24 protein-coding genes are annotated in these 26861 nt (G+C 70.8%); 17 read left to right on the forward strand and 7 right to left on the reverse strand.

From position 1 onward, the window contains the following. Window positions 1-20: 20 nt before the first annotated feature. Window positions 21-2372, reverse strand: coding sequence for an MMPL family transporter (locus AB0P17_RS26780; RefSeq protein ID WP_365814479.1), 2352 nt, complete (start codon window positions 2370-2372; stop codon window positions 21-23). Between the two features lie 160 nt (window positions 2373-2532). Continuing rightward, complete coding sequence (locus AB0P17_RS26785; RefSeq protein WP_365814480.1) at window positions 2533-3570, reverse strand: SMP-30/gluconolactonase/LRE family protein; 1038 nt, start codon at window positions 3568-3570, stop codon at window positions 2533-2535. A gap of 261 nt (window positions 3571-3831) precedes the next feature. On the opposite strand from AB0P17_RS26785, the gene AB0P17_RS26790 reads away from it, so the two are divergent. Next, on the forward strand, window positions 3832-4107 hold the full coding sequence (locus tag AB0P17_RS26790) for a hypothetical protein (RefSeq protein ID WP_365814481.1): 276 nt from the start codon (window positions 3832-3834) through the stop codon (window positions 4105-4107). A gap of 124 nt (window positions 4108-4231) precedes the next feature. Beyond that, window positions 4232-4603: a fasciclin domain-containing protein gene (locus AB0P17_RS26795; RefSeq protein ID WP_365814551.1), complete on the forward strand. Its 372-nt coding sequence runs from the start codon at window positions 4232-4234 to the stop codon at window positions 4601-4603. A 23-nt stretch (window positions 4604-4626) separates the two neighbouring features. Here AB0P17_RS26795 and AB0P17_RS26800 read toward each other — a convergent pair whose 3' ends face one another. Then, window positions 4627-5253 carry a TetR/AcrR family transcriptional regulator gene (locus AB0P17_RS26800; protein WP_365814482.1) on the reverse strand — a complete coding sequence of 209 codons (627 nt, stop codon included), beginning with the start codon at window positions 5251-5253 and terminating at the stop codon, window positions 4627-4629. 105 nt (window positions 5254-5358) lie between these two features. Here AB0P17_RS26800 and AB0P17_RS26805 point away from each other — a divergent pair, with 105 nt between their 5' ends. From AB0P17_RS26805 to AB0P17_RS26870, 14 genes are all read left to right on the forward strand, one after another. Next, window positions 5359-6093, forward strand: coding sequence for an SDR family oxidoreductase (locus tag AB0P17_RS26805; RefSeq protein ID WP_365814483.1), 735 nt, complete (start codon window positions 5359-5361; stop codon window positions 6091-6093). 163 nt (window positions 6094-6256) lie between these two features. Beyond that, window positions 6257-6880 (forward strand): NAD(P)-binding domain-containing protein, encoded by a 624-nt coding sequence (locus AB0P17_RS26810; RefSeq protein WP_365814484.1) that lies wholly within the window; start codon window positions 6257-6259, stop codon window positions 6878-6880. A 161-nt stretch (window positions 6881-7041) separates the two neighbouring features. Further along, window positions 7042-8022 carry a pyridoxal-phosphate dependent enzyme gene (locus tag AB0P17_RS26815; RefSeq protein WP_365814485.1) on the forward strand — a complete coding sequence of 327 codons (981 nt, stop codon included), beginning with the start codon at window positions 7042-7044 and terminating at the stop codon, window positions 8020-8022. 123 nt (window positions 8023-8145) lie between these two features. Next, on the forward strand, window positions 8146-9066 hold the full coding sequence (locus tag AB0P17_RS26820; protein WP_365814486.1) for a LysR family transcriptional regulator: 921 nt from the start codon (window positions 8146-8148) through the stop codon (window positions 9064-9066). A gap of 176 nt (window positions 9067-9242) precedes the next feature. Further along, window positions 9243-10505: an NAD(P)/FAD-dependent oxidoreductase gene (locus AB0P17_RS26825; protein WP_365814487.1), complete on the forward strand. Its 1263-nt coding sequence runs from the start codon at window positions 9243-9245 to the stop codon at window positions 10503-10505. A gap of 10 nt (window positions 10506-10515) precedes the next feature. Continuing rightward, entirely contained in the window at window positions 10516-10986 is a 471-nt protein-coding gene (locus AB0P17_RS26830) for a RidA family protein (RefSeq protein ID WP_365814488.1), read from the forward strand. Continuing rightward, window positions 10983-11648, forward strand: a complete 666-nt coding sequence (locus tag AB0P17_RS26835; RefSeq protein WP_365814489.1) for a DUF1028 domain-containing protein — start codon at window positions 10983-10985, stop codon at window positions 11646-11648. Before AB0P17_RS26830 ends, AB0P17_RS26835 begins: the two co-directional genes overlap by 4 nt. Continuing rightward, window positions 11645-12781, forward strand: coding sequence for a M20 family metallopeptidase (locus tag AB0P17_RS26840; protein WP_365814490.1), 1137 nt, complete (start codon window positions 11645-11647; stop codon window positions 12779-12781). The genes AB0P17_RS26835 and AB0P17_RS26840 overlap by 4 nt, the downstream gene beginning before the upstream one ends. A gap of 522 nt (window positions 12782-13303) precedes the next feature. Continuing rightward, window positions 13304-14734, forward strand: a complete 1431-nt coding sequence (locus AB0P17_RS26845; RefSeq protein WP_365814491.1) for an ABC transporter substrate-binding protein — start codon at window positions 13304-13306, stop codon at window positions 14732-14734. Between the two features lie 44 nt (window positions 14735-14778). Next, window positions 14779-15720 (forward strand): ABC transporter permease, encoded by a 942-nt coding sequence (locus AB0P17_RS26850; protein WP_365814492.1) that lies wholly within the window; start codon window positions 14779-14781, stop codon window positions 15718-15720. Next, window positions 15717-17486 carry a dipeptide/oligopeptide/nickel ABC transporter permease/ATP-binding protein gene (locus AB0P17_RS26855; RefSeq protein ID WP_365814493.1) on the forward strand — a complete coding sequence of 590 codons (1770 nt, stop codon included), beginning with the start codon at window positions 15717-15719 and terminating at the stop codon, window positions 17484-17486. Before AB0P17_RS26850 ends, AB0P17_RS26855 begins: the two co-directional genes overlap by 4 nt. Then, window positions 17483-18355: a dipeptide/oligopeptide/nickel ABC transporter ATP-binding protein gene (locus AB0P17_RS26860; RefSeq protein ID WP_365814494.1), complete on the forward strand. Its 873-nt coding sequence runs from the start codon at window positions 17483-17485 to the stop codon at window positions 18353-18355. The genes AB0P17_RS26855 and AB0P17_RS26860 overlap by 4 nt, the downstream gene beginning before the upstream one ends. A gap of 56 nt (window positions 18356-18411) precedes the next feature. Continuing rightward, window positions 18412-20778, forward strand: coding sequence for a glycoside hydrolase family 3 C-terminal domain-containing protein (locus AB0P17_RS26865; RefSeq protein ID WP_365814495.1), 2367 nt, complete (start codon window positions 18412-18414; stop codon window positions 20776-20778). Between the two features lie 158 nt (window positions 20779-20936). Beyond that, complete coding sequence (locus AB0P17_RS26870; RefSeq protein WP_365814496.1) at window positions 20937-22427, forward strand: helix-turn-helix domain-containing protein; 1491 nt, start codon at window positions 20937-20939, stop codon at window positions 22425-22427. A gap of 192 nt (window positions 22428-22619) precedes the next feature. Here AB0P17_RS26870 and AB0P17_RS26875 read toward each other — a convergent pair whose 3' ends face one another. The 4 genes from AB0P17_RS26875 to AB0P17_RS26890 all read right to left on the reverse strand — a co-directional run bounded on the left by AB0P17_RS26875 (window position 22620) and on the right by AB0P17_RS26890 (window position 26192). Next, a complete protein-coding gene (locus AB0P17_RS26875; protein WP_365814497.1) occupies window positions 22620-23075 on the reverse strand; it encodes an SRPBCC family protein in 456 nt (151 codons plus the stop codon). Between the two features lie 99 nt (window positions 23076-23174). Beyond that, a complete protein-coding gene (locus AB0P17_RS26880; protein WP_365814498.1) occupies window positions 23175-24503 on the reverse strand; it encodes an MFS transporter in 1329 nt (442 codons plus the stop codon). 176 nt (window positions 24504-24679) lie between these two features. Then, window positions 24680-25135, reverse strand: a complete 456-nt coding sequence (locus tag AB0P17_RS26885; RefSeq protein WP_365814499.1) for an RpiB/LacA/LacB family sugar-phosphate isomerase — start codon at window positions 25133-25135, stop codon at window positions 24680-24682. 61 nt (window positions 25136-25196) lie between these two features. Then, the gene (locus AB0P17_RS26890) at window positions 25197-26192 is read right to left on the reverse strand and encodes a LacI family DNA-binding transcriptional regulator (RefSeq protein ID WP_365814500.1); all 996 of its coding nucleotides are present in this window, start codon (window positions 26190-26192) and stop codon (window positions 25197-25199) included. 290 nt (window positions 26193-26482) lie between these two features. On the opposite strand from AB0P17_RS26890, the gene AB0P17_RS26895 reads away from it, so the two are divergent. Continuing rightward, window positions 26483-26848, forward strand: a complete 366-nt coding sequence (locus AB0P17_RS26895) for a cupin domain-containing protein (RefSeq protein WP_365814552.1) — start codon at window positions 26483-26485, stop codon at window positions 26846-26848. The last annotated feature ends 13 nt before the right edge of the window (window positions 26849-26861 follow it).

The following is a 26861-nucleotide window of genomic DNA, read 5'->3' on the forward strand; positions in this document are numbered from 1 at the left end:
AACTCGCCTCGCCGCAGACGTCAGCCGGCCGGCTTCCCGCCCACCGCGCCGACCGCGGGCGCGGGTTCCTCCCGCTTCGCCGCCGGCGCGTCCGGCGTGCCGGTCGCGTCCGCCACGGGGGGAGGACGTTCCGAGCCGCCCTCGCTGATGCCGAACCGCGCGTGCAGTCGGCGCAGCGGCCCCGGTGCCCACCAGGTCGCCCGGCCGGTGAGCGTCAGCACCGCGGGCACGAGCAGTGTGCGGATCACCATCGCGTCCATGAGGATCGCCAGGGCGACCCCCAGCCCGAGCATCTTCGTGTTGGTGATCCGGGACGTGCCGATGGCCACCATGACGACGGAGAGGACGAGCGCGGCGGCGGTGATGACGCCCCCGGTGCTGCGGATGCCCTCCACCACGGCGGCCTTGTGGTCGAGCACGCGCTCGTGTTCCTCCTTGATCCGGGAGAGCAGGAAGACCCCGTAGTCCATGGAGAGCCCGAAGGCGAGGCAGAACATCAGCACAGGCAGCGCCGTCTCGATGCTCCCGGTCGGGGTGAAGCCCAGCAGCCCCGACAGGTTCCCGTCCTGGAAGACCCACACCACCGCCCCGAGCATCGCGGTCAGGCTGAGCGCGTTGAGCAGCACCGCCTGGACCGGCACCAGCACACTGCCGGTGAGCAGGAACACCAGCACCAGCGTGGCGAGCACGATGATGCCGAGGGCCCACGGCAGGCCTCGTCCGATGGCCGCCTGGCTGTCGATCATGGCCGCGGTCGTACCGGAGGTGTACGTGGGGAACGCCGCGTCCACCGCCCGTACGTCCCGTACCAGCTCCTTGCCCTCGTCGGAGACCGCCTCCGCGGCGGGCACCACCGTGAGGTACGAGACGGAGCCGGAGGCGCGGCCGGGCTGCGCGGGCCCGGCGGCCTTGCCCCCGGTGTAGCGACCCGTCGGGGCGTCCACCCGCAGCACCCCGGGAAGCCGGGACAACTCCTCTGCGTAGTTGCCGAGTTCAGCGGATGACGCCTGCTTGGTGACGACCTCGATCACTCCGGTGGGGTTGCCCTGGAAGCCGTCCTTGATGTGCTGCTGCACCACCCGGGGCTCGGCCGACGCGGGGAGCTGCCGGTAGTCGGCGGTGCCGAAGTCGACGTTCAGGAAGGGCGCGCCGAGCAGCAGCAGGCCTGCGAGGGTGCCGGTGGCCACCAGGGGCGCGCGCCGCATCACCCACCGCGCCAGCCGGGCCCAGCCCGCCCCGGCCTCGGTGGGCCGAGGCTGCTCGCGGGAGCGGCGCCGGAACAGCTTGCGGACGTCCAGCGCGTCGATCCGGCGGCCCAGGACGGCGAGCAGCGCGGGCAGGACGACCAGGGCCGCCACGGCCGCCAGGACCACCACGCTGATCCCCGCGTACGCGAGGGAGCGCAGGAAGTACAGCGGGAAGACCAGCATCGCGGCGAGTGAGACGGCGACCGTGGCGGCCGAGAACAGCACGGTCCGCCCCGCGGTGTTGAGGGTGACAGCGAGCGCGCCGGGCATGTCCCGGCCGTTCGCGAGTTCCTCCCGGTAGCGGCGCACGATCAGCAGCGCGTAGTCGATGGCGAGGCCGAGGCCCAGTGCGGTGGTGAGGTTGGTGGCGAAGACGGAGACGTCGGTGAAGGACGTCAGGACGCGCAGCACCGCGTTGGTGCCGAGGATCGCGATGATGCCGATGCCCAGCGGAAGCAGGGCGGCGACGGCGCTGCCGAACACGATCATGAGGATGATCAGCGTGATCGGCAGCGCGATGGCCTCGGCGCGCAGCAGGTCCTCGCTGATGAGGGTCTGCTGCTCGTACTGGACGGCGACGCTGCCCCCGATCCGGACGGTGAGGTCGCCCTGCCGTCCGTCGAAGTGCCCGGTGATCCGCTCCTCCAGCGTGCGCTCGGCCTCCAGTTCGTCCCCGGTGAGCCGGGCCACCACCAGGGCCTCGTGGCCGTCCTCGGAGCGCAGCGCCGGTGCCCCGGTGTCCCAGTAGGAGGTGACCCCGGTGATGCCCTTCTCGTCGGCGAGGCGGGCGGCGAGTTCCCTTCCCTGACGTGCTGTGCCGGCGTCGTCGACCCCGCTGCCCGCCCGGGCCAACAGGACGAGGTTGGGGCGGGCGCCGGGGAACTCCCGCTCCAGGATGTCCGCGGCGTGCGAGGACTCGGAGGCGGGGTCGACGACGCCTCCGCTGCCGCCGCTGCGCAGCCGGTCGGCCACCCCGCTGCCCAGGACGACGGCCCCGGCCAGGAGGATCACGGTGAGGACGAGCAGCAGCCGGGCCCGGGCCCCGGTCAGCCGGGCAAGGGCGGTGAACAGGCCGCGGGGCGGGGCCGTTTCGGGCGGCGGGGCGTCATGGGCAACGGGTGACATGGGTGGCTCCCGGGAGGTCTGAGCTGGTGAGGTGGGTACGGAGCCGTACGCGGCGAACGCCGCAGGCAGGGCCGTATGTGCTGTGGATACGGAGCAGTGTGTACGGAACGCGGCGCGCAGAGTCGTGCACGCGGACTCCGGTCGGCGCGCCGGCGCGCCGTCAGCGGCGACGCAGGTGGAACTGGCCCGGCGTGGCGGAGGGGACTCCGGTAAGGATCTCCCGGAGCCCGCCGCTGACCACGTAGTCGCCGTACGGGGTCACGGCGATGGTCGTGGGGTCCTCGGTCGGCCAGGACCGGTCCTCCACCGTGCGCGCTGTACGCCACTTGTCGGTGGACCGCAGCACCACGACGGCGTCCCTGCCCGCGCGTCCACCGGACAGCGACAGGTCGTTCACCGCGGCGACCAGAGAGCCGTCCGGGCGCAGCGCGAGACCGTCGAGGGAGATCGGCGCACGGTCGAGGCGGACTTCGCCGACCACCGGCCGCGCCGACCGGGGGCGGTCGATGCGGAAGAGCCGGCCGCCGTCGTACTTGGCCATGAGGAGGAAGCCCGCGGGGTGGTGGACGATCCCGTTCGGCCCCGTGTCGGAGGTGACGAAGCGGTCGTCCTGGATCACCTGGATCACCTGGCCGTCGCGGCTCACCACGCTGACCGTGTCGACCCCGGTGTCGGTGACGTAGATGGTGCCGTCCTCGTCGACGGTGACGTCGTTGGCGCGCGGCTCCGGCTGACCGGCGGACAGGTCGACCAGGTGCTGTACGGCACCGGTGGCCAGGTCGAAGACACCGACCCCGGACACCGGGGGCCGCGAGGGGTCCACCATGCCGAGCAGCCGGAAGAAGTAGTCGGTATAGGCGGCCAGCACCCGGTTACGCGCCGCGTCCACCGTGATGCCGAGCACCGAGACCTGGGCGAACGGGGCGACCAGCGAAGTCACCGAACCGTCCGCCCTGACCACCGAGATCGTGCCCTGCGCGCTCGACCCGACGAGGAATGCCTTCCTCCGCGGATCCCAGGCGACGCCCTCCGGGTACACGCCCGGGGCGGTGACGGAGAGGGTGCGCGGCAGCGGGCCGCCTGCGGACCGGGACACCGCGAACGCCGGCAGGGGAGTGACGGCGAGTGTGCCACCCACGGCACCCGCGGCGGCGAGTCTGAGCAGAGTACGGCGGGAGGCCGGAACTGGCGCGTCCAAGGTGTGCTCCTTCAGGCGGTGGTTACGACCCTGCAGTGGCAAGACCCGAGGTCGGGTGATCGGCCGGCCGACATGGGGCACGGCAGACGGGCCGGGCAGCCGCCCGGCGCCGAGGGGCGAAACCACCGAGCCAGGCTGCGTGGAAGAGGCTCTCAATACGCGCTGAAGAACCGCTGAAACGGTGCTGTGCATGGGGAACACCGTCCTGGGCGGGAGCGGGAGCGGCCGAGGAGTGCGCTGTGGTCGCGGGTGGGTGCCAGGATGCTGTCCGCGATCAGACGCGCTGCCCGGCTGGACCCTGCACGTGCTGGACACACGGGGCCGGCCGGTCCCAGGACGGCCGGCGAGATCTACATCGGCGGCGCCGGAGTGGCCGACGGCTACCTGAACAGGCCCGAGCCGACCGCGCGACTGACCGGCATATGGCAACGCCTGCTGGAGACACCTGCCGGCCCGGAGGACAACTTCTTCGAGCTGGCAACTCGCTGCTTCTCGCGCTTCTCGTCGGCCTCTTCCTTCACCCCGACCGCCGACTGAGCGGCGTACGGGCAGGCCGAGGCGTTCCTCACGGCACGGGCATCGAAGTCCCCGGACATCCCGGATCCTTCAGTCGGCCGGGGCGAGCAGCCGTAGCGGTGTCCCAGAGCGGGAGAAGGCCGGACTGACGGACACCCTCAACAAGGACCACGACATCACCGTGTTCGCCCCCACGAACGCGGCCTTCAACAACCTCGGCAAGGAGCAGCTCGACAAACTGCTGGCGAACACCGGGGCGTTGAAGAAACAGCTCACCTACCACGTGGTGGGCCAGAAGATCACCCCCGACCAGCTGCCCCACGTAACGTTCACCACGAAGGAAGGCTCCACGCTGACCACATCAGGGTCCGGCACCTCCTTCAAGGTCAACAACACCGCCGGAGTCACCTGCGGCAACATCAAGACCGCCAACGGCACGATCTACGTCATCGACGGCGTGCTCACACCTCCCCACTGGCAGGACGAAGCGAGTTACACCTTCACGTCGGTCGGGTAGCCCGAGGGAGTCGCACCCTCGGGCTACCCGGCCGTTGCGTTTTCGCTTCCCCGGGCCCGGTCTGTCGCGGGGAGGGCGTTGTCGATGAGGACGGCGGCGATGGCGGCGGCGGTGGGGAAGGATTCGGTGTTGAGGACTCGGGTGCGGGCCGAGGCGCCATCGAGGAGCAGCGCCAGTTGTTCGCCGAGCTGTTCGGGGTTGGTGGCGCCGGCCTCGCGGGCCGTTTCGGTGAGCCGCGCGGCGACGGCGAGCTTGTAGTCGCGTGCGTATTGGGACGCGGGGTGTTGGGGGTCGTGGATTTCGACGGTCGCCGCGATGTAGGGGCACAGGGGCGTGAGCTCCTCCGGGCCGGATGTGGGGACCTCGAAGGCGGCGAGGAGTCGTTCGCGGGGCGTGAGGTCGGTGCGGTCGAACACTCCGGCCATGATGTCGGGATCGAATCGGCGCAGGTATTCGGCGACCAGGTCGTCCTTGCCGGTGAAGTGCTGGTAGGCCGTGCGCTTCGATACCTGGGCCACCGCGCAGAGTTGGTCCATGCCGGTGCCGTTGATGCCCTGAGCGCGGAACAGTTGCTGTGATGCGCTGAGGATGCGCTCGCGCGCACCCCTGCCGCGGCGCTGGCCTTGGGGGCCTTTCTCCAGCTTCGTCATGCCTCCATCATAGCCCAGTGCGGTACCGATCGGTGTACATAGCTTGCGCCCCCACTGGGCGTCGGATACGTTTAAGTACACAGATCGGTTTACAAAGGAGTAGTCGTGGGAAAGCTCGATGGCAAGGTCGCGGTGATCACGGGCGGGTCGACCGGCATGGCGCTGGCCGGCGCGAAGCTGTTCGTCGAGGAAGGGGCTCATGTCTTCATCACGGGCCGGCGACAGGAGGCGCTGGATGACGCCGTCAAGGTGATCGGCCGGAACGTGACCGCCGTGCAGGGTGATGCGGCCGACCTGGACGACCTGGACCGTTTGTACGAGACGGTCAGGCGGGACAAGGGCTCGATCGACGTGCTGTGGGCGAGTGCCGGTATGGGTGAACAGGGCAAGCTCGGCGAGATCACCGAGGCGGAGTTCGATCGCGCGTTCTCGCTGAACGCGCGCGGCACGCTGTTCACGGTGCAGAAGGCGCTGCCGCTGCTCAACGACGGTGGATCGATCTTCATGACCGGGTCGAACGCTTCGCTCAGGGGCTTCCCCGGGTGGAGTGTGTATGCGGGGAGCAAAGCCGTGCAGCAGGCCTGGGCCCGTGTGTGGCTGAACGAGTTGAGGGACAGGCGGATCCGGGTGAACGTGCTGACCCCCGGCCAGGTCGCCACGGCCAAGCAGGAGGAGTTGTTCGACGAGGAGACGAAGCGGCAGTTCGAGTCCCTGATCCCGCGGGGCACGATGGGCCGCCCCGAGGAGATCGCGACGGTCGCGCTGTTCCTCGCCTCGGACGACTCAAGCTATGTGAACGGGCTGGAACTGACCACCGACGGCGGCACCACGGTGATCTGAACGGACGCACCGGCATGTGCGGGCATACCCGCTGGAACGCAGTCCACGGGCCAAGGGGCCGGCCCCGAGTGCGGACGTTCGCACCGCGTTGAAGTGCTGCGCGCGCCCGAGTTCGCGTGCTGAACAAAGCAAAAGTTCGAGAACAAGGAAGAGAGCACACCTCATGAGCAGCATCAGCATCATCGGCACGGGGAACATGGCCCGTACCATCGGCGCGCTGGCGGTGGCGGGCGGCAACACCGTCGAGGTCATGGGCCGCGATCACGCCAAGTCCGCCGACCTGGCCAAGGCTCTCGGCGGCGGCGCCACGACGGGAGAGTGGGGCGCCGTTCCGGCCGGGGACATCGTCATCGTGGCCCTGTTGTCCGACGGCGTCGTTCCGGCCGTCGCCCACTACGGAGACGCCCTCGCGGGCAAGGTCATCGTCGACATCAGCAACCCCTTCAATTCCACGCTCGACGGTCTGGCCCACCGCGAGGTCACCTCGGTCGCGCAGGAAGTCGCCAAGGTGGCCCCGGCCGGTGCCGGCGTGGTGAAGGGATTCAACACCGTCTTCCGTCATGTCCTGGAGAACGGCCGGCCCGATGTCTTCATCGCCGGCGACAACGCACAGGCCAAGGTGGCCGTGGAGGTGTTCATCAAGAGCCTCGGGCTGCGCCCGATGGACGCCGGTGGCCTGGAAATGGCGCACTGGCTGGAGGGAGCGGGTGTGCTCACGATGGGCCTCGCCCGTCACGGGGTGGGGGGCTGGGACTTCGCCCTCGGCGTCACGGAACTTCCCGCCTGAGCTGCACCGGGGGAGATACTCGCGGCGCGGAGCTGCTTTGGCGACGTTGCCGATCGTGCGTGGGCCGACGGGGACATGGCGTAGCGCACCCCGACGCCCGCTCCGCAACTCCCGGGAATCGCCGAGGACAAACAGCATCAGTGGCGCTACGCTGCGGTGCCGTGCAGGAGACGCGTCTCGACACAGCTCGGATCCGGGCGGCCCGCCGGGTCATCGACCCGGTCTTTCTCGACACTCCGCTGTACCGCTGCGAGGCGCTGGAGCCCGGCCTCGGGTGCGCGGTGAGCATCAAGCTCGAAACGGCGAACCCGGTCCGCAGCTTCAAGGCCCGCGGCACCGAGGTGGTCGCGAGCCTGCTCGCCGGCGGTGCCGCGCGTGCCGTGGTGTGCGCGAGCGCGGGCAACCTGGGCCAGGCCCTCGCGTGGTCCGGTCGCGGCCGGGGGCTCGACGTCACCGTCGTGGCGTCCCGCTCCGCGACCCGGGCCAAGCTGGATCGTATCCGCGCCTGGGACGCCCGGCTGGAGCTGGTGGACGGCGATCACGAAGCGGCTCGCGAGCGGGCGGCGGCCATCGCACGATACGACGGCATCCGGCTGGTCGAGGACAGCCTGGACATCGAGACCTGCGAGGGCGCGGCGACCATCGGCCTGGAACTGGTGGACACCGCACCGCAGTTCGACACCGTCCTGATCGCTCTCGGCGGCGGGGCACTGGCCACCGGCGTGGGGCATGTCGTGAAGACCCTGGCGCCGGACGTCGAGGTGATCTGCGTCCAGCCGCTGGGCGCACCGGCGATGACCCACTCGTGGCGCCGCAGGCATGTCGTGACCACCGACACGACCGACACCATCGCGGACGGTGTCGCCGGCCGGTGTCCCATCCCGGCCGTCCTGGACGACCTCCTCCTGGTCGCCGACGACGCCGTCCTGGTCCAGGAGTCGTCGATCATCGCCGGTATGCGGCTGCTCCTCGACCACGCCGGCCTCGTCGTCGAACCGTCGGCCGCGCTCGGTGTCGCGGCGGTGCTCGAAGACCGTGACCGGTTCGCCGGCCGGCACGTGGTCACCATCGTGTGCGGCAGCAATGTGGACGTGGACGCTTATCGCCGTTGGGTCGGCTCGGCTCCCGTACCCAGGGCCTGACCCTCGTCCGGGGCGGGACGGCCGGGGGCGCTCCGCCGCTCCCACGCCGCCGATCGGGCAGACTGCCGTCGACACAGTGGAGGCAGGTCCTGACGCCGACCTGGGCATCGAGAGCGGGTAACCATGAGCAGCATCCCCAATGTGGGCTTCACCTTGGTGCAATTGCGCTACTTCGCCGCGGCGGCCGAACTCGGCAGCATGACCGCGGCGTCCCGGCAGCTCAATGTCTCCCAGTCGGCCGTGTCCACAGCCGTTGCCCAACTGGAGAAAGAGCTCGGTGTCCAACTGCTGCTGCGTCACCACGCCCGCGGCCTGACCCTGACCGCGGCCGGTGAGGACTTCCAGCGCGAGCTGCGCAGCTATCTGGAGCACACGGCCGAGCTGGTCGAGATGGCCAGAAACGCCGGCGAGGTGCTGACGGGCGACCTGTCCATCGGTTGCTTCTCCACCCTGGGACCCTTCGAGCTGCCCCGCCTCGTCCGCGCGTGCGAGGCCCAGCATCCGGAGATCCGGATCTCGGTGATCGAGGCAGAGCACGCCGCCCTGAAGCAGAGCCTGCGCAGCGGAAAATGCGAGCTCGCCCTCATGTACGCCTACGACCTCGACGACGACATCGAGCACGTCGAGGTCAAGTCGGTGGCCCCGTACGCACTTGTCTCCAGCGGCCACCGGCTGGCGCGGCGTACCCGGATCTCGCTGCGGGAGCTCGCGGACGAGCCGATGGTCCTGCTCGACCTCCCGCACAGCGGGAGGTACCTGGAGCAACTTGTGCAGTCCGCGGGAGTCCGGCCGCAGGTGCGGCACCGGAGCAGTGGGTTCGAGACGGTACGCGCGATGGTCGGGAGCGGCATGGGCTGGTCGGTGCTCAACCAGCGGCCGGCCCACTCCCTCACCTACGACGGCGGGGAGGTGGTCACCCTCGAACTCGAAGAGCGCTTCGAGCCGTTGCCGATCGTCCTGGCGTCCGTGAAGGGCGTCCGGCTGACACGTCGGGCGCGGGCCTTCATCGCTTCCGCGCGGCGGGCCGCGCACGAGAGCCGCTGACCTCCCGGAACCACCGGCCGGGTGCCGGTCGCCCCGAACCTCGGTCATCTGTGAAACAGATGACATGAAACAAAAACATCTGTTGGACAGGGGTTATGGGCCTGTCCAAGGATGTCTCCTGCGGTAGCGAGGTCGACACGACACCGAGATGGACTATCGCTGGAGTGGAGGCATACATGCCGAGTGAAGAAACCGAAGTCGTCGTCGTCGGGGCGGGGCAGGCCGGCGTGGCGATGAGCGAGCACCTGGGGGCCCACGGCATACCCCACGTGGTCCTGGAACGGCACCGCATCGCGGAGCGCTGGCGTACGGAGCGGTGGGACTCCTTGGTCGCGAACGGGCCCGCGTGGCACGACCGGTTCCCCGGACTGGAGTTCCCCGACGTCGCCCCCGACGCCTTCGCCTCGAAGGAGCAGGTCGCCGACTACTTCGTCGCGTACGCCGAGAAGATCGGCGCCCCGGTCCGGTGCGGTGTCGAGGTGACCTCGGTGCGCAGACACGACGGCCGGCCCGGCTTCCGGGTCGAGACGTCGGAGGGTTCGATCGACGCGCGGTTCGTCGTGGCCGCGACCGGTCCGTTCCAGCGGCCCGTGTTCCCGCCCATCGTCCCGGACGGCGCCGTACCCGTGCAGACGCACTCCAGCGGCTACCGCAACCCGGACCAACTGCCCGGTGGCGCCGTCCTCGTGGTCGGCGCCGGCTCCTCGGGCGTCCAGATCGCCGACGAGCTGCGCCGCTCCGGTCGCCGCGTCTTCCTCTCCGTCGGGCCGCACGACCGTCCTCCCCGTCAGTACCGCGGACGCGACTTCTGCTGGTGGCTCGGTGTGCTCGGGCGCTGGGACGCCGGGACGCCTCCGCAGGGTGCCGACCATGTCACCATCGCGGTCAGCGGCGCCCGTGGCGGCCACACTGTGGACTTCCGCGCCCTCGCCGCCGGCGGTATCGAACTGGTGGGCATGACCGCGTCCTACGACGACGGCGTACTGCGCTTCGCGCCGGACCTCGCCGCGCACATCGCGCTCGGCGACGAGAAGTACCTTGAGCTGCTGCGGGCGGCCGACGCGTACGTCGAACGCAACGGGCTCGACCTGCCCGAGGAGCCGGATGCCCACGTCCTCGGGGCGGACCCGGAGTGTGTGACCGACCCGCGGTCGGAGCTCGACCTGGCCGCGGCCGGGGTCACCTCGATCGTCTGGGCGACCGGCTTCGCCGCCGACTACGGCTGGCTCGACGCCGACGCCGACGTCTTCGACGAGAAGGGCCGGCCGGAGCAGCGGCGCGGAGTCTCCGCCGAGCCCGGCGTCTACTTCCTGGGGCTGCCCTGGCTGTCCCGCCGCGGGTCGAGCTTCATCTGGGGGGTGTGGCACGACGCCAGGTACGTCGCCGACCACATAGCGACGCAGCGTGGCTACCTCTCCTACACCGGTACCGACAACTGAGGAGCAGTTGATGATCTCCGCAAGCGAGGGCCGCGAGGTGAGGGCCCCGATCGTCGTCGGCGGGCACACCCGGGTCCGGCCGTTCAACACGCGTGACACCTATCCCGAGCAGAACCTCGACAACGACCTCTGCCAGGCCGTCGTCGCGGGGAGCACGGTGTACGTCCGGGGCCAGATCGGCCAGAACCTCGACACCAGTGAGTCGGTCGGCATCGCTGACGCCGAGGCGCAGGCCGAGCAGGCGATGGCGAACATCGCGATGCTGCTGGAAGAGGCGGGCAGCCGGATCGAGCACCTGGTCAAGCTCACCATCTATCTGATCGATCCGCGCTACCGCGAGGCGGTGTACCGCACCGTCGGCCGCTGGACGAAGGGAGTGCATCCCATCTCGACCGGAATCGTCGTCTCCGCGCTGGCCCGCCCGGAGTGGCTGTGCGAGATCGACGCGATCGCGGTGATCCCCGAGGAGGACCGGGCATGACGTTCTCCCTCGTCGTACGCGACGGTGAACGGTTCGGCATCGCCGCCAGCTCGTCCAGCCCCGCCGTCGCCGCCCGGGTGGCCCATCTGCGGCCCGGCGTGGGTGCCGCGGCCTCGCAGAACATCACCGACCCCACGCTGGGGACCAGGCTGCTGGAGCGGCTGGCCGAGCACGGAGACGCGGGACGGGCACTGAGCGAGGTCACCGAGGCGGCCGACACCATCGCATACCGGCAGCTGACGGTGGTGGGCCGCACCGGCCCCGGGTTCGCCCACAGCGGCTCCCGTACGTTGGGCAAGCACGCCTCGGCCACGGCGGACGGCGCGGTGGCGGCGGGGAACATGCTGTGCGGCGAGCACATCCCCGGCGTCCTCCTCGATGCCTACGCGCAGGCCACGGGGGAGCTGGAGGAACGGCTGATCACCGCCCTGAAGGCCGCCGTCGACGCAGGCGGTGAGGAGGGTCCGGTGTTCTCGGCGGGCCTGGCGGTCGTCGCGGACGTGGACTGGCGGGTGACCGACCTGCGGGTGGACTGGGCCGACGACCCCGTCGACCGGCTCGCCGAACTGCTCGGCGTGTGGCTGCCGCAGCGCGACGACTACGTGCGCCGCGGGCTCGATCCCTCCTCCGCGCCGTCGTACGGCGTACCGGGCGACCTGTGACGGCGCCGCTGAAGGAGGCCGCCCGGCGCGAGATCGACCGGCACGCCGAGGCGCTGATCAGCCTCTCCGAGCGGCTGCACGCCGACCCGGAGACGGCATGGGAGGAGTACCGGGCGGCGGCGGCCGTACCGGAGCTGCTGGACCGGGCGGGGTTCGACGTCACATCGTCCTACCTGGGCCTGGAGACGGCGTTCCTGGCCCGGTTCGGCAGCGGCCCCACCCGCGTCGCCCTGTGCGCCGAGTACGACGCGCTGCCCGGCCTCGGGCACGCCTGCGGACACAACCTGATCGCGGCCTCCGCGGTGGGTGCCGCGCTCGGCCTGGCCGCCGTCGCCGACGACGCCGGCCTCACCGTCGAGGTCTACGGCACCCCCGCCGAGGAGGGCGGCGGAGGCAAGATCGAGATGCTGGACCGGGGCGCCTTCGCCGACGTGGACCTGGCGATGATGGTGCACCCGGCGCCGGTCGACGTGGTGGAGGCCCGGCCGTTCGCCGTCAGCCACTCCAAGATCTCCTACACCGGCAAGTCCGCGCACGCCGCGGCCTACCCGGAGGCCGGGATCAACGCCGCCGACGCCTTCACGGTGGCCCAGGTCGCCATCGGGCTGCTGCGCCAGCAACTGCCGGCCTCGGCCCGGGTGCACGGCGTGGTGACCCACGCAGGGGACGCGCCCAACGCCATCCCCGAGCGCTCGACCGGCCGGTGGTACGTGCGGGCGGAGACCCTCGCCGAACTCGCCGAGCTGGAGCCGCGGATCATGCGCGCCTTCGAGGCGGGCGCCCTGGCCACCGGGTGCGAGCTGGCGGTCGAGCCGGAGAGCAAACCGTACGCGGAGTTCCGTACGGACGAGACCGCCCTCGGGCACTACCGGGCCAACGCCCTTGCCCTGGGCCGGGAGTTCGCGCCGCCCGGACAGGCGGTCCGCATGAACCGCGCCTCCACCGACATGGGCAACGTCTCCCAGGTGGTGCCGGCCATCCACCCCTACATCGGCATCGGCTCCCTGCCCGCCACCAACCACCAGCACGAGTTCGCGGCGTACTGCGTGGGCGGCACCGCCCGGCGAGCACTGCTCGACGGGGCGGTCGCGCTGGCCTGGACCGGGGTGGACCGCGGCGCGCCGGGCGGATAAGAGGTATCCGCGCGACCTCTGAGCGGCCGTACGACGGGAGCGATCGCCGATGTGGCCCCTGGGGCAGGTCGCGTGCCGGGAACGGCCCGGACGATGTCAGGGCCGTTCCGGTGCCTGCCGGGCCGCCCCGTCCCGGCAGGACCGTTCCCGTGCCCGCCGGGCCCCGGGCCCGGCGGCTCATGCGAGAGGGCGGTCCACCCGGACCTCTCGCCGTGGCCTTTTCGCCTTGTGAAAGCATCTCCGCGGTGCCATGCGGTGTGTTTTCTCCGGGACGGCTTCGGTGTGATCCCTCTGCATCTGACAAACAGATGCCCATCATCGAAAAACTCGGCTTGATCGATTGTCGAATTCCCCTTTCAATGTTCCGAGAAACGGGCGTGACACTTTGGCGAACGTGGGCCGAACACACCGTCCTGGCACCGGGAGAGATCAATGAAGTACAGGAAACGAGGCGCGGCCACTGCCGCGCTCCTGGCGGTGATGCTTCTGCTGGCGGGATGCACGTCGGACGGAGCGGGCCGAGTGCGCGATTCCTCGTCGCTGACCCTGGGCACGGTGGTGGACATCGCCTCCTACGACCCGGCGGAACTGCGGTTCGACGGCGAATTCCCCCAGCTGTGGTCTCCCGTGTACGACACATTGCTGCTGCGCCGTTCCGACAGTTCACTGGCGCCGAACCTGGCCACCGCGTGGTCGTACGACTCCAGGAAGACGACGCTGTCCCTCACACTGCGTGACGGTGTGAAGTTCACCGACGGTACGGTGTTCGACGCCGCCGCGGTGGCCGCCAACATCAAGCACTTCCGGGCGGGTACCGGCCACGACCACTACCTTTCCAGCTCCATCGCCGATGTGACCGTGGCCGACACCCGGCACGTGGACATCCGGCTCAGCCGGCCCGACCCGACCCTGCTGAACAGCCTCAGCGGTTCGCTCGGCGCGATGGCCGCGCCGTCCGCCCTCGGCCGCGCGTCCCTCGCGACGGAGCCGGTCGGGACCGGCCCGTATCTGCTCGACCGCGGCCGCACGGTGCGCGGCGACCGGTACGTCTTCACCCGCAATCCCGACTACTGGAACAGCCGGGCGTGGCCCTACGACAAGATCGAGATGCGGGTCCTGTCCGATGTGAGCGCCAGGCTGAACGCGCTGACGACGGGGCAGATCGACGGCACCCGGCTGAACGTCGACGTGATGGACTACGCCAGGCGCAGCGGTGTCACGGTCCATCCCAACCGGGTCGACTGGGTCGGACTGGCCATCCTGGACCGCAAGGGCCGCGTCGCGCCGGCGCTCGCCGATGTACGGGTCCGGCAGGCGATCAACATCGTCTTCGACCGGCAGGGCATGCTCGACGCCCTCGACCTGGGACAGGGCGCGGTCAGCGAACAGATCGTCGGAAGCAAGAGCCCGGCCTACGACCCGGCGCTCGACAACTCCTACCGCTACGACGTCGAGCGGGCACGGAAACTGATGGCGGAGGCCGGCTGGAGCAAGGGCTTCCGGATTCCGATGATGGACTACTCGCGCTACCGCATGTACCAGCCCTTCGTCGAACAGGCCCTTGCATCGATCAATATCGGTGTCGACTGGCGCTCCCTGCCCGACGAGACGGCCGTCGACGCTCAATTCAGCGGCGAATACCCGATTCTCATCCTGGGACAGCAGGCACCCACGTCGGCCTGGGACGGACTCGGCATCGCGTACGACAACGCGCTCAACGTCTTCAAGAGCTCCGATCCCGCGTTCAGCCGGCTCATGGAGACCGCGCGTACCACGAGCGGGCAGGAGCAGGTGGCGGCGTTCAGGAAGGCCAACGCCTGGCTCGTCGAGAACGCGTGGTTCGCCCCCTGGTACCACCGCGACCTGATCTACGCCACGGCTCCGGGGACCACGGTGGAACCCGAGCCGGGTGTCGCCGGACCGCCGCTGCGTTCCTACGCCCCGGCACGGTGAGGCGTCATGGCTCGACCGGTCACCCGAACGCAAGGACATGATCTGTGATCCGCTACCTCTGCAGGCGCCTCGCCTTCGGCGTCGCCCTGCTCGCGCTCGTCACGAGCGCCACGTTCTTCGCTGTGTTCGGCAGCAGCCACACGGTCGTCCGATCGCTGGTCGGTGAGCAGGCCACCGAACAGCAGATCGCCGCGCGCACCGCCGAGCTGGGCCTGGACCGGCCGGTCTGGGAACAGTTCGGCGACTGGGTCGCGCACGCCGTCACCGGCGATCTCGGCACGTCGTACTTCACCTCGGAGCCGGTCACCCAGGCGATCGGCAACCGGCTGCCCGTCACCCTCACACTGATGATCTGCTCGATGGTGGTACTGGCCGTCGTCAGCGCGGTGCTGGGTGTCCTCGCCGCGGTCCGCCGGGGCGGTGTGGTGGACCGGACGCTGCAACTCGTCACCGAGACCCTGAGCGCGGTCCCGAAGTTCTGGCTCGCGCTGATGCTCGTAATCGCACTCGCCATCAACCTGAGGTTCTTCCCGGCCACCGGCTACGCCCCCCTCAGCGACGGCGTCGGCGCGTGGGCGCTCGGCATCGTCCTGCCGACAGCCGCCATCGTGCTGGGCGAACTCCGGATCACCTCGATGGTCCGCGGCGCCGTCTCCGACGAGCTGGACAAACCCTACGTCCGTACGCTGCGCTCGCGCGGGCTGTCCGAGACCGAGGTCCTGTTCCGTCACGTCCTGCGCAACGCGGCCCCGCCGTGGCTGTCGCTGCTCTCGATGAAGGTGGTGGCGCTGTTCGGCGGTGTCGTCGTCATCGAGAAGGTCTTCGCCGTGCCCGGTGTCGGTTCGCTGGCGACCGGCGCGGCGACCAGCGGGGACATCCCCGTCCTCATGGGCGTGGTCGTCACGACCGTCGCCATCATCTTCGTCGTGTACCTGGTCTTCGACCTCGTACAGGCGTGGCTCAACCCGAAGGTTCGTCTGTCGTGAGCATCGAGACCACCGCGGCCACCACCGGGCAGCCCCGCCCCGGAGCGTTCCGCCGCTTCCTGTCCAATCCGCTGGGTGTCGGCAGCGCCATCGTGCTGCTCGCCGTCATCGCCGTGAGCGTGCTGGCTCCCTGGATCGCCCCCCACGATCCGACGACGCCCGCCCTCTCCCAGGTCAACTCCACTCCGAACGCCACCTATCTGCTCGGCGGCGACAGCGCCGGCCGCGATGTGCTGAGCCGGCTGATCTGGGGTGGCCGGGCCACCCTGGTCGGCGCCGTCGTGGTCGTCGTGGTGGCCGCGCTCGTGGGCATCGTGACCGGTCTGCTGGCGGCCTACCTCGGGCGCTGGACGGACAGCCTGCTGACCTGGGTGTCCGAGACACTGCTGGCGATCCCGAGCCTGATCGTGCTGATCGCCCTGTACGGCGCGATCGGACCCAACGTGCCGGTCTCGATGACGGTGTTCGGAGTCCTGATCTCGCCGTTCCTCTACCGCCTGGTGAGAGCCCTGGCGCTGGAGGTGAAGAACGAGGCCTATGTCGAGGCCGCGCAGGTCTCCGGCGTCTCCCCGCTGCGCATCGTGTTCCGGCACATTCTCGTGGTCATCCGCGGCCCGATCATCGTGATGCTCGCCGACATCACGGCCACCGCCATCGGTATCCAGGCCAGCCTCGAATTCCTCGGTCTCGGCAGCGTCAATTCCGTGACCTGGGGTTCCATGGTCCAGGACGCGTTCGTCGAGATCTTCCGGACCCCGCTGAGCGTGGTCTGGCCGGGCCTGCTCCTCACCCTCACGGTCGGGTCCTTCGCCCTGCTGGGCAACGCCGTGCGCGACGCCCTCGTACCGAGCGCCACGGTGTCCCGGAGGAAGCGCGCCCGCGCCGTGTCCGCACCGACCGCCGCGACCGGCGGCGAATCCGCCGCCGAGCCGGTCGCCGACGCCCTCCTCGATGTCTCCGGGCTCACCGTCGCCTATCCGAGCGGTGACGGGATGCGCACCGTCGTCGACGGTGTCTCGTTCGCGGTCCGGCGCGGCGAGGTGCTCGGTCTCGTGGGGGAGTCCGGATCGGGAAAGAGCCAGTGCGTGTTCTCCGTGCTGGGGCTGCTGCCGCCGCAGGCGGTCGTCAGCGCCGACCGGATCGCGTTCGACGGGGAGCGGACGACACCGGACACCCTCGTCGGGCTGCGAGGACGGCGCATCGCCTATGTGCCGCAGGAGCCGATGAGCAACCTCGACCCGTTGTGCACCGTCGGTTCCCAGCTGACCCTACCCATGCGGCGGGTACTGGGCCTGAACCGGGCGCAGGCCCGCGAGCGGGCGCTGGAACTGCTGGCGCGGGTCGGCATCCCGGCGCCGGAGCGGGTGTTCACCCTGTATCCGCACCAGATATCGGGAGGGATGGCACAGCGCGTGCTCATCGCGGGCGCGGTGTCCACCGACCCGGATCTGATCGTCGCCGACGAGCCGACGACGGCGCTCGACGTCACCGTGCAGGCCGACATCCTGGACCTGCTGCGCGACCTGCAGCGCGAGCGCGACATGGGTCTGCTGCTCGTCACCCACAACTTCGGGGTCGTCGCCGACATCTGCGACCGGGTCGTCGTCATGCGCGGCGGAACCGTCGTCGAGGACGGAGACACACGGACCCTGTTCGCCGATCCGCAGCACGACTACACACGGGAGCTGCTCGACGCCTCCCTCGACGAGGCCGAGCCGCGCCGGTACACCAGCCCGGTGACGCAGGCGGAAGGAGTGCGCTCGTGAACGAGACACAGCGGGACGGCGCGGTGGATGACGGGCTGCTCCTGGAGGTACGCGGGGCGACCGTCGAGTACCGGGTCCGCGGCGGCGGACGCCGTCACACGCGCGTGCTGGACGACGTGTCCCTCACGGTCCGCCCCGGCGAGACCGTCGGGCTGGTGGGCGAGTCCGGTTCCGGCAAGTCCACGCTGGGGCGTGCCATTCTGGGGCTCGCGCCGCTCGCCGCGGGCGAGGTCCGGCTCGACGGCCGCGTGATCAGCGGCCTGACCGGCGCCGCCCGGCGCCGGCTCGCCGGTGACCTTCAGGTGGTGTTCCAGGACCCGCAGGGTTCGCTCAACCCCGCGATGACGGTCCGCGACATCGTGCTGGAGCCGGTCCTCGCCGCGGGCGCACGGCCGGCCGAGGCCGAACGGGATCTCCGTACCCTCCTGGACCAGGTGAAGCTGCCCGCGGACGCCCTCGACCGCTATCCCGCGGAGTTCAGCGGCGGACAGCGCCAGCGCATCGCGATCGCCCGCGCGCTGGTCCGGCGGCCGAAGCTGATCGTCTGCGACGAGATCGTCAGCGCACTGGATCTCTCGACCCAGGCCCGCATCCTCGACCTGCTGGTGGAGATCCAGGAACAGACCGGTGTCGCGCTGCTGTTCACCTCGCACGACCTCGGCGTGATCCGCGCCATCTCGCACAGGGTGGCCGTGCTCTTCCGCGGTCGCCTGCTCGAATTCGGCGATGTGCGCGACGTGACCGGCGCACCACGCGATCCCTATACCCGCCGTCTGCTCATGGCCGCCCCGGTCGCCCACCCGCAACGGCAGGGCGAGCGCCGCGCCGCCTACCGGGCCGAGTTCCCCCTCGCCACGCCGGGCCGGTGACCCCTTCCCCTCCGGCCGGTTCCCCGGCCGGCGCACGACCTGTAGGAGACCCCGCAGTGCAGCCCGAGAACCAGCCCGTGCCGCCGACCGACGAGCGGCTCGCCGCGCTCACCGAGGACGAGAAGATCCAGCTTGTTTCGGGCAACGGCATGTGGCGTACGAACTCCGTCCCGCGACTCGACGTGGCCTCGATCGTCCTGGCCGACGGCCCCAACGGGCTGCGGTTCTCCCGGGAACAGGCGGCGGACGGACCCGGCGCGGCAGCCGACTTCGCCGACTTCATCAGTCTGGTCACGCGCCGCGGCGAAGCGGCTCCCGTCCAGCGCGGCCCCGAGCCCGCCACGTGCTTCCCGACCGCGTCCACGGTGGGCACGTCCTGGGACCCGCGGCTGGCGCGGGAACTCGGCAACGCGTTCGCCGCCGAGTGCCGCTCGTTCGGGGTCGGAGTCCTGCTCGGACCCGGCATGAACATCCGCAGGACGCCGCTGGCGGGCCGGACCTCCGAGTACTACTCGGAGGATCCGCTGCTCACCGGCGTCATGGTCACCGCTGTGACGCGGGGACTGCAGGAGCGCGGTGTCGGAGCGTGCATCAAGCACTTCGCCGCCAACAACTCCGAGATCGAGCGCACCTCGATGGACTCCGTGATCGACGAGCGCGCCCTGCGCGACATCTACCTGCGGGCGTTCGAACGGGTGGTACGGGACGCCGAGCCGTGGATGGTGATGAGTTCCTACAACCGGCTGAACGGCCTGCAGGCGGCCCAGCATCCGTGGCTGCTCACCCAGGTGCTGCGGGACGAGTGGGGCTACGAAGGACTGGTCGTGTCGGACTGGCACGGCATCACCGACCGGCCCGCGTCCGTGCTCGCCGGCAACGACCTCGACATGCCGGAGAGCGCCCAGCGCACCGCCCGCCTCCGCGCGGCCGTGGAGTCCGGGGCGGTGCCCGGCGCCGCCCTCGACCGCTCCGCGGGCCGGGTCCTGCGACTGGTCGACCGGGTCACCGCCCACGCCGGCGAGCCGGCCCCGTTCGACACCGACGCCCACCACGCGCTCGCCACCCGTATCGCACGCGCCGGCACCGTGCTGCTGGCCAACAACGGCGTGCTACCTCTTGACGCGGACGCCACCACGGACGTACTCGTCCTCGGTACGGGAGCGACCGAGCCCGTGATCCAGGGCTTCGGCAGCGCCCGTATGACGCCGACCCGGGTGGACATCCCGCTGACGGAGATCGGACGGCGGACCGGCGGCCCCGTCCGCCACCTCGCCGGAGTCCCGGCCGGCGAGCACACCGGGACCGAGCGACAGGCCGCGCTGGACGAGGCCACCGCGGCGGCGGCGACGTGCGGTGTCGCCATCGTGTTCGCCCACACCCCGCAGAACTCCGACGGCGAGAACGCGGACCGCGCCGACCTCGCGCTGGAGGAGGGCTACGACGAACTCATCGCGGCGGTGGCGGCGGTCGCGCCGCGCACCGTCGTCGTCCTCACCGTCCCGGACGCCGTCACCATGCCCTGGCTCCCCGATGTCGACGCGGTCCTCGTCCCCTTCTACGCCGGACAGGGGATGGGCTCGGCGGTGGCGTCGCTGCTCTACGGCGAACACGCGCCCGCCGGCAAGCTCACGACGACCTTCCCGCGGCGGGTCGCCGACATCCCCGCGTTCCTCGGCTATCCCGGCGAAGGCGGCCGGCACGTCTACGTCGAAGGCTCCCTCGTCGGCTACCGGGGCTACGACGAGCGGGACATCGCCCCGCTGTTCCCCTTCGGCTTCGGGCTGTCGTACACGACGTTCGCGCTGTCGGACGTCACCGCCGACCGGGCCACGCTCTCGGACGAGGATACCGTCGCCGTGTCCGTGCGGGTGCGCAACACCGGATCCCGCACCGGCGCCGAGGTGGTGCAGATCTACGCCCGGGCCGAGCACCCCCGGGTGCGGTCGGGCCCGCGGGAGCTCGTCGGGTTCGCCCGCGTCGAACTCTCCCCGGGCGAAGAACGTACGGTCACGATCCCCGTCGCCGCCGACGACCTCGCCCACTGGGACGTCACCCGGGCCCGCCGAGTGCTGTCCGACGGCCCCGTGCGCCTCCTCGTCGGTACGTCCTCGCGGGACCTGCCGCACACCGTCACCGTGGTGGCCCACACCGACGTGCCCCGGTGGAAGCCGCTGCGCCGCGACACCGCTCCCGCCGCCGCCCTCGGCAATCCGGTCGCGCGCCGGGCCGTGGCCGGTCTGCTGGCCGGCCGTCTCGATGTCGACGCGGAGACGGCCGACGGGCTGCTGCAGGAGTGCCGACGTTCGTTCGTGAACGTATTCGACACCCTGGCGAACCGGTTCCGGCTGGTGCTGGACGAGGCGGAGATCGCCCAGGTGATCGCCCACGTCGCGGAGGAGGAGGCCGGCCGGGCCGGACACTGATCCACACCACCTGTGTGTACTGCCGCGCGGCCGGGCGGCAGTACACAGCTGCCGCCGCCCGCTGCCCTACCGTCACCTCCGCCGCGAGATCCTGTACGGGCCACGCATCGGCGTCAGGTGCGGTGGTGACGCGTGACGGGGCAGGATGGAGTACGGCGGTGGATGGTCAGGGGAGCGCGGGACGGCTCGACGAGCTGTTGCGTGAGGTGCGACGCCAGATGACCCGGGGAACCGGGCTGGAGCCGCGAGCGGTCGTGGACTGGCTCGGCCGGCAGACCCGCACGGAGGTCGCTCTGGTGGCGGGTACGGGCGTGGTGCAGGCCTCCACCGAGGGCTTCCCCCACGGGCTGCCGGGCTCGATCGAGCCGCTGCTCGCACGGCTCTCCGGCGGGCGGGCGGCGGCGGCCGCCACCGAGAGCGGATCGCTTCACGTACGTCTCGAAGCACTCGGGACGCGGAGCCCGCGCCCCGTGCTGGTGGTGGCCGGCACCTCCACGCCGACGCGGGACGCGGCGTCGCTGATCTCGCACGCGGCGAGCGTCATAGCCCTGCTGGGCCAGGCGCGGGACGCCGACACGACGTTCCACGGCTACCAGTACAAGGCGCGGCAGCTGCGATTCGCGGTGCTGAGCGCCCTGTTGGCGGGAGACCTCACCCTGGCCCGCCGCATGACGACGGGTGCGGTCCCGGCACTCCTGGACGCCGACCGGCTGCGCGTCTATCTGCTGCACTGTCCGACAGAGGACCGGGACCGGCTCGTCCAGCTCCATCAGGACCGCTCGGGCTATCACGGTACGGGCCTGATGGCACACTGCCCGGCGTTCAAGGAGCACCTCATCTGCCTGGTCACCGAGGACGCGGAGACCGGCGGTCCACACGATCAGGGCACCGTGCTGCGCCGGCTGGTGCGCGAGAACTCCGCGTACGCGCTGGGCATCAGCGGCCCGTACCCGCTCGACTCGACGGCCGAGGCGTACGGCCAGGCCCTGCATGCCCTGGCCGCCGCGCGCACCACGCCCGACCGGGTGGCCGCCTACCTCGGCCAGGCGCACCTGGTGCGGCTGCTGCCCCGCCGGGCCGCCCTCGCCTGGGCGAGTACCTTCCTGCTGCCACTGGACTCCGTGCCGAAGCCGACTCTCGACATCACACGCCTCGCCGTGACGTTCCCGCGCTCCGCCGTGGCCCGACTGCTGGACATCAGCCGCAACACGGTCGCCAGCCATCTCAAGCGGGTGGAGACAACTCTCGGGCTGGACCTGGGAGATGTCCGCACCCGTGCCGTACTCGACCTGGCCTTCGCCCTGACCGCCACGCGGTCCGCCGGTGAGATCGCCGACCGGGAGCCGCTGCCGGCCCCGGCGCTGGACGACGTGCTCGGCACTCACCCGGCGCGCACCTGGGCGCGGGCATTTCTGCACCCCCTTCAGGACACCTCTCGCCGGGACCTGCGTACCACCCTGTGGACCTGGATCGACGCGAACACCGACGCCCAGCGCGCCGCCGGGCGCCTCGGTGTCAGCCGCAACACGGTCAGGGCCCATCTGCGGGCCGCCGAGGGCCTGCTCGGCCGCGACCTGCTCACCACCGGTTCGGGCATCCCTGACGTCGTCCACGCCCTTCACATCACCCGGGCCCACCCCGTGGACTGATTGAGCACCGTGCACACCCCTGGGCCGGCCTCTGCGCACCGTGCACCGTTGCCGCAGGGATATGACGCTTCTAGCGTTACCCACGCCGCGGTTCAACGCCGCCAGTCACCGGTCGGCCGGGGGGAACGCCGGGAGCGACGGGTCCGGCGCGACGACGGCCTGCATCACAGGGGAATGCAGGCCGTCGTCGTCCTACGCGGACGCGTGGCGGGCCAGCTCGGCGGCCAGGCGTTGCACGACCGTACGGTTGGCGCGCCGCATCGCGGCCCGGACGACGGGCGCCAGCAGACGGTCGGCGAGAGGGGCGCGCGTCCAGGCGTACGTGAACGACACATGGCTCCCGCCGGTCCGCAGCGGCTCGATGGTGTACGTGCCGTGCGCCAGGCGCCGGCCGCCCGCACTGACGTTGCGTTCGGCGATGCGCCGCGGCGGATCGGCCTCGACGACCTCGATGGTGACGTCGGTCGTCGTACCGCCCAGCGCGGCGGTGACCGTGGCGCACGATCCGATGCCGCGACCGGGGCCGCTGTAGCGCCAGTTGGTGAGGTAGTGGTCGGTGAACCGCTCGTGATGAGCCATGACGTCGAGGAAGTCGGGGACCTGCTCGGGTGTCTGCGGTACGTCGATCGACACGGTGACAGACTTCATGGACCACACGGTACGGCTCCGCCCGGAACACGGTCCCCCGCCCGCCGAGATCGCCGCGGGGGCAGGCCCCCGACCGGCACCTTGCCGAGCGATGTGAGGTCAGGTGCGGCGTTCCTCGGCGACGAGGGCGAGTACGCGCTCGCGCTCGTCGCGGCCCCAGGTCTCCTTGGTGGCGAGAATTCCGACGAGGCCGATCACGGCGGCGCCGAGGTAGAGCAGGGCGGCGCCCGGCCAGCCGAAGGCGCCCACCAGGGCGGCGGCGAGCAGAGGTGCGAAGCCGCCGATGGCCGCGGCGAGTTGGTAGCCGAGCGAGGCTCCCGAGGTGCGGGTGGCGGTGCGGAACTGCTCGGTCAGCAGGGATCCCTGTGTCCCCGTGAGCGAGGCGTGGATGAGCCCGATTCCGATGATGAACACGGCCACGACCGGTATCGGATGGCCGGTGTTGGTGAGCAGGTACATCGGGAACGCGAAGAGGATCGCCGCCGTGCAGCCCGCGATGTAGAGGGGACGCCGTCCGATGCGGTCGGTGAGCGCGCCGGCCAGGAAGGTGACCGCGATGGCCAGGATACTGGCGGCCGTGATGGCGCCGAGAGCGACGGGGCGCAGATCGGGGTTGCGCTCGGTGATGTAGTTGAGCAGGTAGGTTGCGGTGGAGTAGTAGGCGAAGGATTCGACGACGCGCAGGGCGATCACCCGCAGGATGCTCCGCCAGTCGTCGCGGAGGGTCGCGAGAAGGGGATTCTTCTCGGTCTTGCCGCTGGCCCGGGCCTCCTGGAACTCGGGGGATTCGGAGAGCCGGGAGCGCACGATCAGCGCGACGATGACGAGAACGGCGCTGAGCAGGAAGGGAGTTCGCCACTGCCAGTCGCCGTCGAGTGTGGCACTCCAGGCGAACACGCCGCTGGCGAGCGCGATGCCGAGCGGGTTGCCCGACTGAGGGATGGCGGCGAACATCCCGCGGCGGTGCCACGGGGCGTGTTCGTAGGCCATGGTGATCGCCCCGCCCCATTCGGCGCCGAACGCCAGGCCCTGGATCATGCGGATCGCCACGAGCAGGATCGGCGCGACCACACCGGCCTGCTCGTAGGTCGGCAGCACACCGATGAGGAAGGTCGCGGCGCCCATGACGATCATGGCGGCGACCAGGACGGGTTTGCGGCCGAGCCGGTCGGCGAAGTAGCCGCCGATCGCGCCGCCGAGCGGGCGCATGACGAAGCCGACCGCGAGGGTGGCGAACGACAGGAGTGTGCCGACGAACCGGTCGCTCTCGGGGAAGAAGACGGCTCCGAAGTAGAGCGCGGACGCGGTTCCGTAGGCGATGAAGTCGTAGTTCTCGACGCTGGTGCCGACGGCCGCGGCGACCGCGGTCTTGACGCGGTCCTTCGTGCCGAGCGCGCTTGGCCGTCCGGCAACGGTGCTGGTGGACATGGGGATTCTCCTTGCAGGTGGTCTCCGGACCGCGGGTGCGTGATGCGGGAGTCCCGGGCCGGCGGGGCAGCGCCGGGCTTCCTCTCCGGTGGTTCCGGGTATGCCGGGGCGACGCACGGCGGCGTTCGGAGCCGTCGTACGGAGGGGGACGCGCGGGACCTCGCCCGCGGGCGGTGTCAGGCCGGCGGTGTCAGTGTGTCGAGCGCGTTGAGCTTGGTGACTCTGCGGCGGGTGTCCTCGTCGTCGTCGAAGGTGGCGGCGAGGAACTCGCGGACGATGTCCGGCACGAGCGCGTGCGGTACGAGCCAGGCGCCCATGGCGATGGCGTTGGCGTCGTCGTGCTCGACGGCCTGGTGGGCGGAGTAGGGCTCGTGAGCCAGACCGCAGCGGATGCCGGGCAGTTTGTTCGCGGCCATGACGGCGCCCTGACCGGTGCCGCACACGAGCACGGCCCGGTCCGCGGTTCCGGCGAGCACCGGGTCGCAGGTGGCCCGGGTGATGTCGGGAAAGTCGACCGGGTCGGAGCTGTCGGTGCCGCAGTCGACGATCTCGTGGCCGAGGTCCTCGATCGCCCGGCGCACGGCCGCCTTGAGCGGGTACCCGGCGTGGTCCGCTCCGAGGGCTACTCTCATCGGCTGATCCTTTCGAAGGGGGTTTCGTCTCTGCCGGCGCCGTCCACGACGACGCGCGTGCTCATCGGACGCCTCCCCGTGACCGGTCGGCGAAGGAGGTGGCGATGCGCTGCCCGGATGCCGGTCGGCCGGCGAGGAGGTCGACCAGCCCGCGCACGCCGAGGCGGCCGATCGACGACGCGTCGTTGCGGACCGCGCTGATGGGCGGTGACGCGAACTCGAACCAGTCGAGGTCGTCGAAGGAGACGACCTCGACGCGGGCGGCCTGCTCCGCACCGAGCCGCTCGCGCAGCGCGCGCACGGCCCCGAGGGTGGTCAGGCCGTTCGCGCCGAAGACGGCCGTGAAGGGGACGCCCCGGTCGATGACCCGGCACATGGCCTCGGCCGCGCCCTCGGCCAGGAAGTCACCGGCGTCGAGCAGCCTGTCGTCGGTGCTGATCCCGTGCTTCTCACGCCCGGCGAGGTAGGCGGCGCGGCGTTCCGCGCCCGTGGAGATCGTGTCGGGGCCGCCGATGAACGCCACGTCGTGATGTCCGCGCTGCCGCAGCCAGGCCAGGACATGGCCGACGCCCTCCGCGTTGTCGGTGCCGTACAGCGGGGCGTCGACGCCCTCGACCGTACGGTTGAGGAAGACGAGCGGCAGCCCGGAGGCAAGGGTGGCCGCGAGCTGTGGCGAGACCGTGCCCTGCGGGGAGAACAGCAGGCCGTCGATGCGCTGCGAGGCGAAGGTCCGCAGGTACGCGTCGGCCTGTCCGGCGTCCTCGTTCGCGTTGGCCAGCAGCACGGTGTAGCCGTGGTGCCGCGCCTCCTGTTCCGCGGCGTGCGCGAGTTCGGAGAAGAACGGGTTGCGGATGTCCGAGACGAGCAGCCCCAGTACGTCGGTACGGGAACGCCGCAGGGACCGGGCGGGTCCGTTGGCGATGTAGCCCAGCTCGGTCGCGGCGGCAAGAACGCGGGACCGGGAGTCGGGCGAGGTCTGGCTGCTGCCGCTGAGCACCCGGGACGCGGTACCCAGCGATACCCCGGCCCGTGCCGCGACGTCCTTGATCGTGGTCACCGGCTCCACCTCCTCGTGGAAACGTTTCCATGGCGGGAATGCCTCAAAGATCGCACACGGAACGCGAAAGGGGCAAGACCCGTTCCCGTCCCGGGACGGAAACACTGCCCGGGAGTTGAAGGTTCATGGCCGGTGGTGGGGGACGGCCGGTACCACGGTGACGCGGGCGGTGCTTCCCGTGCGCCCGGCCGCTTTCCGGGACCTTTGCCGCCACGGGTGGCGACCGGCCCTCCGGCGGCAGCACCATGGAAGGACAAGGGGGGCGGTTGGAGGGATCCCTCATGACGGCAATGATGGAAGTCAAGACGATCGACAAGGCAGATGAGAGGCGCGACTTTCCGCGGGGTCACCTCGAAGTTCTCCACCTGACGGGGCTGGACTTCGCCGTGGCCACCTTCGAGCCCGGCTGGCACTGGACCGAGTCCCTGGGGCCGCTCGCCGGCACGGAGAGCTGCGAGGTCCAGCACAACGGCTTCGTGGTCCAGGGCAGGATGGGCCTCCGGATGAACGACGGCGCCGAGTGTGAGATCGGGCCCGGGGACGTCTTCGTCTGCCCGCCCGGTCACGATGCCTGGGTGGTCGGCGATGAACAGGTCATCCTGTACGACTTCGCGGGCCCGATGGCACAGGAGTACGGCCGGCCGAGTCAGGGCTGAGGACCGCCGGGGC

Source organism: Streptomyces sp. NPDC088124 (genome assembly GCF_040685895.1).
Classification (GTDB): Bacteria; Actinomycetota; Actinomycetes; order Streptomycetales; family Streptomycetaceae; genus Streptomyces.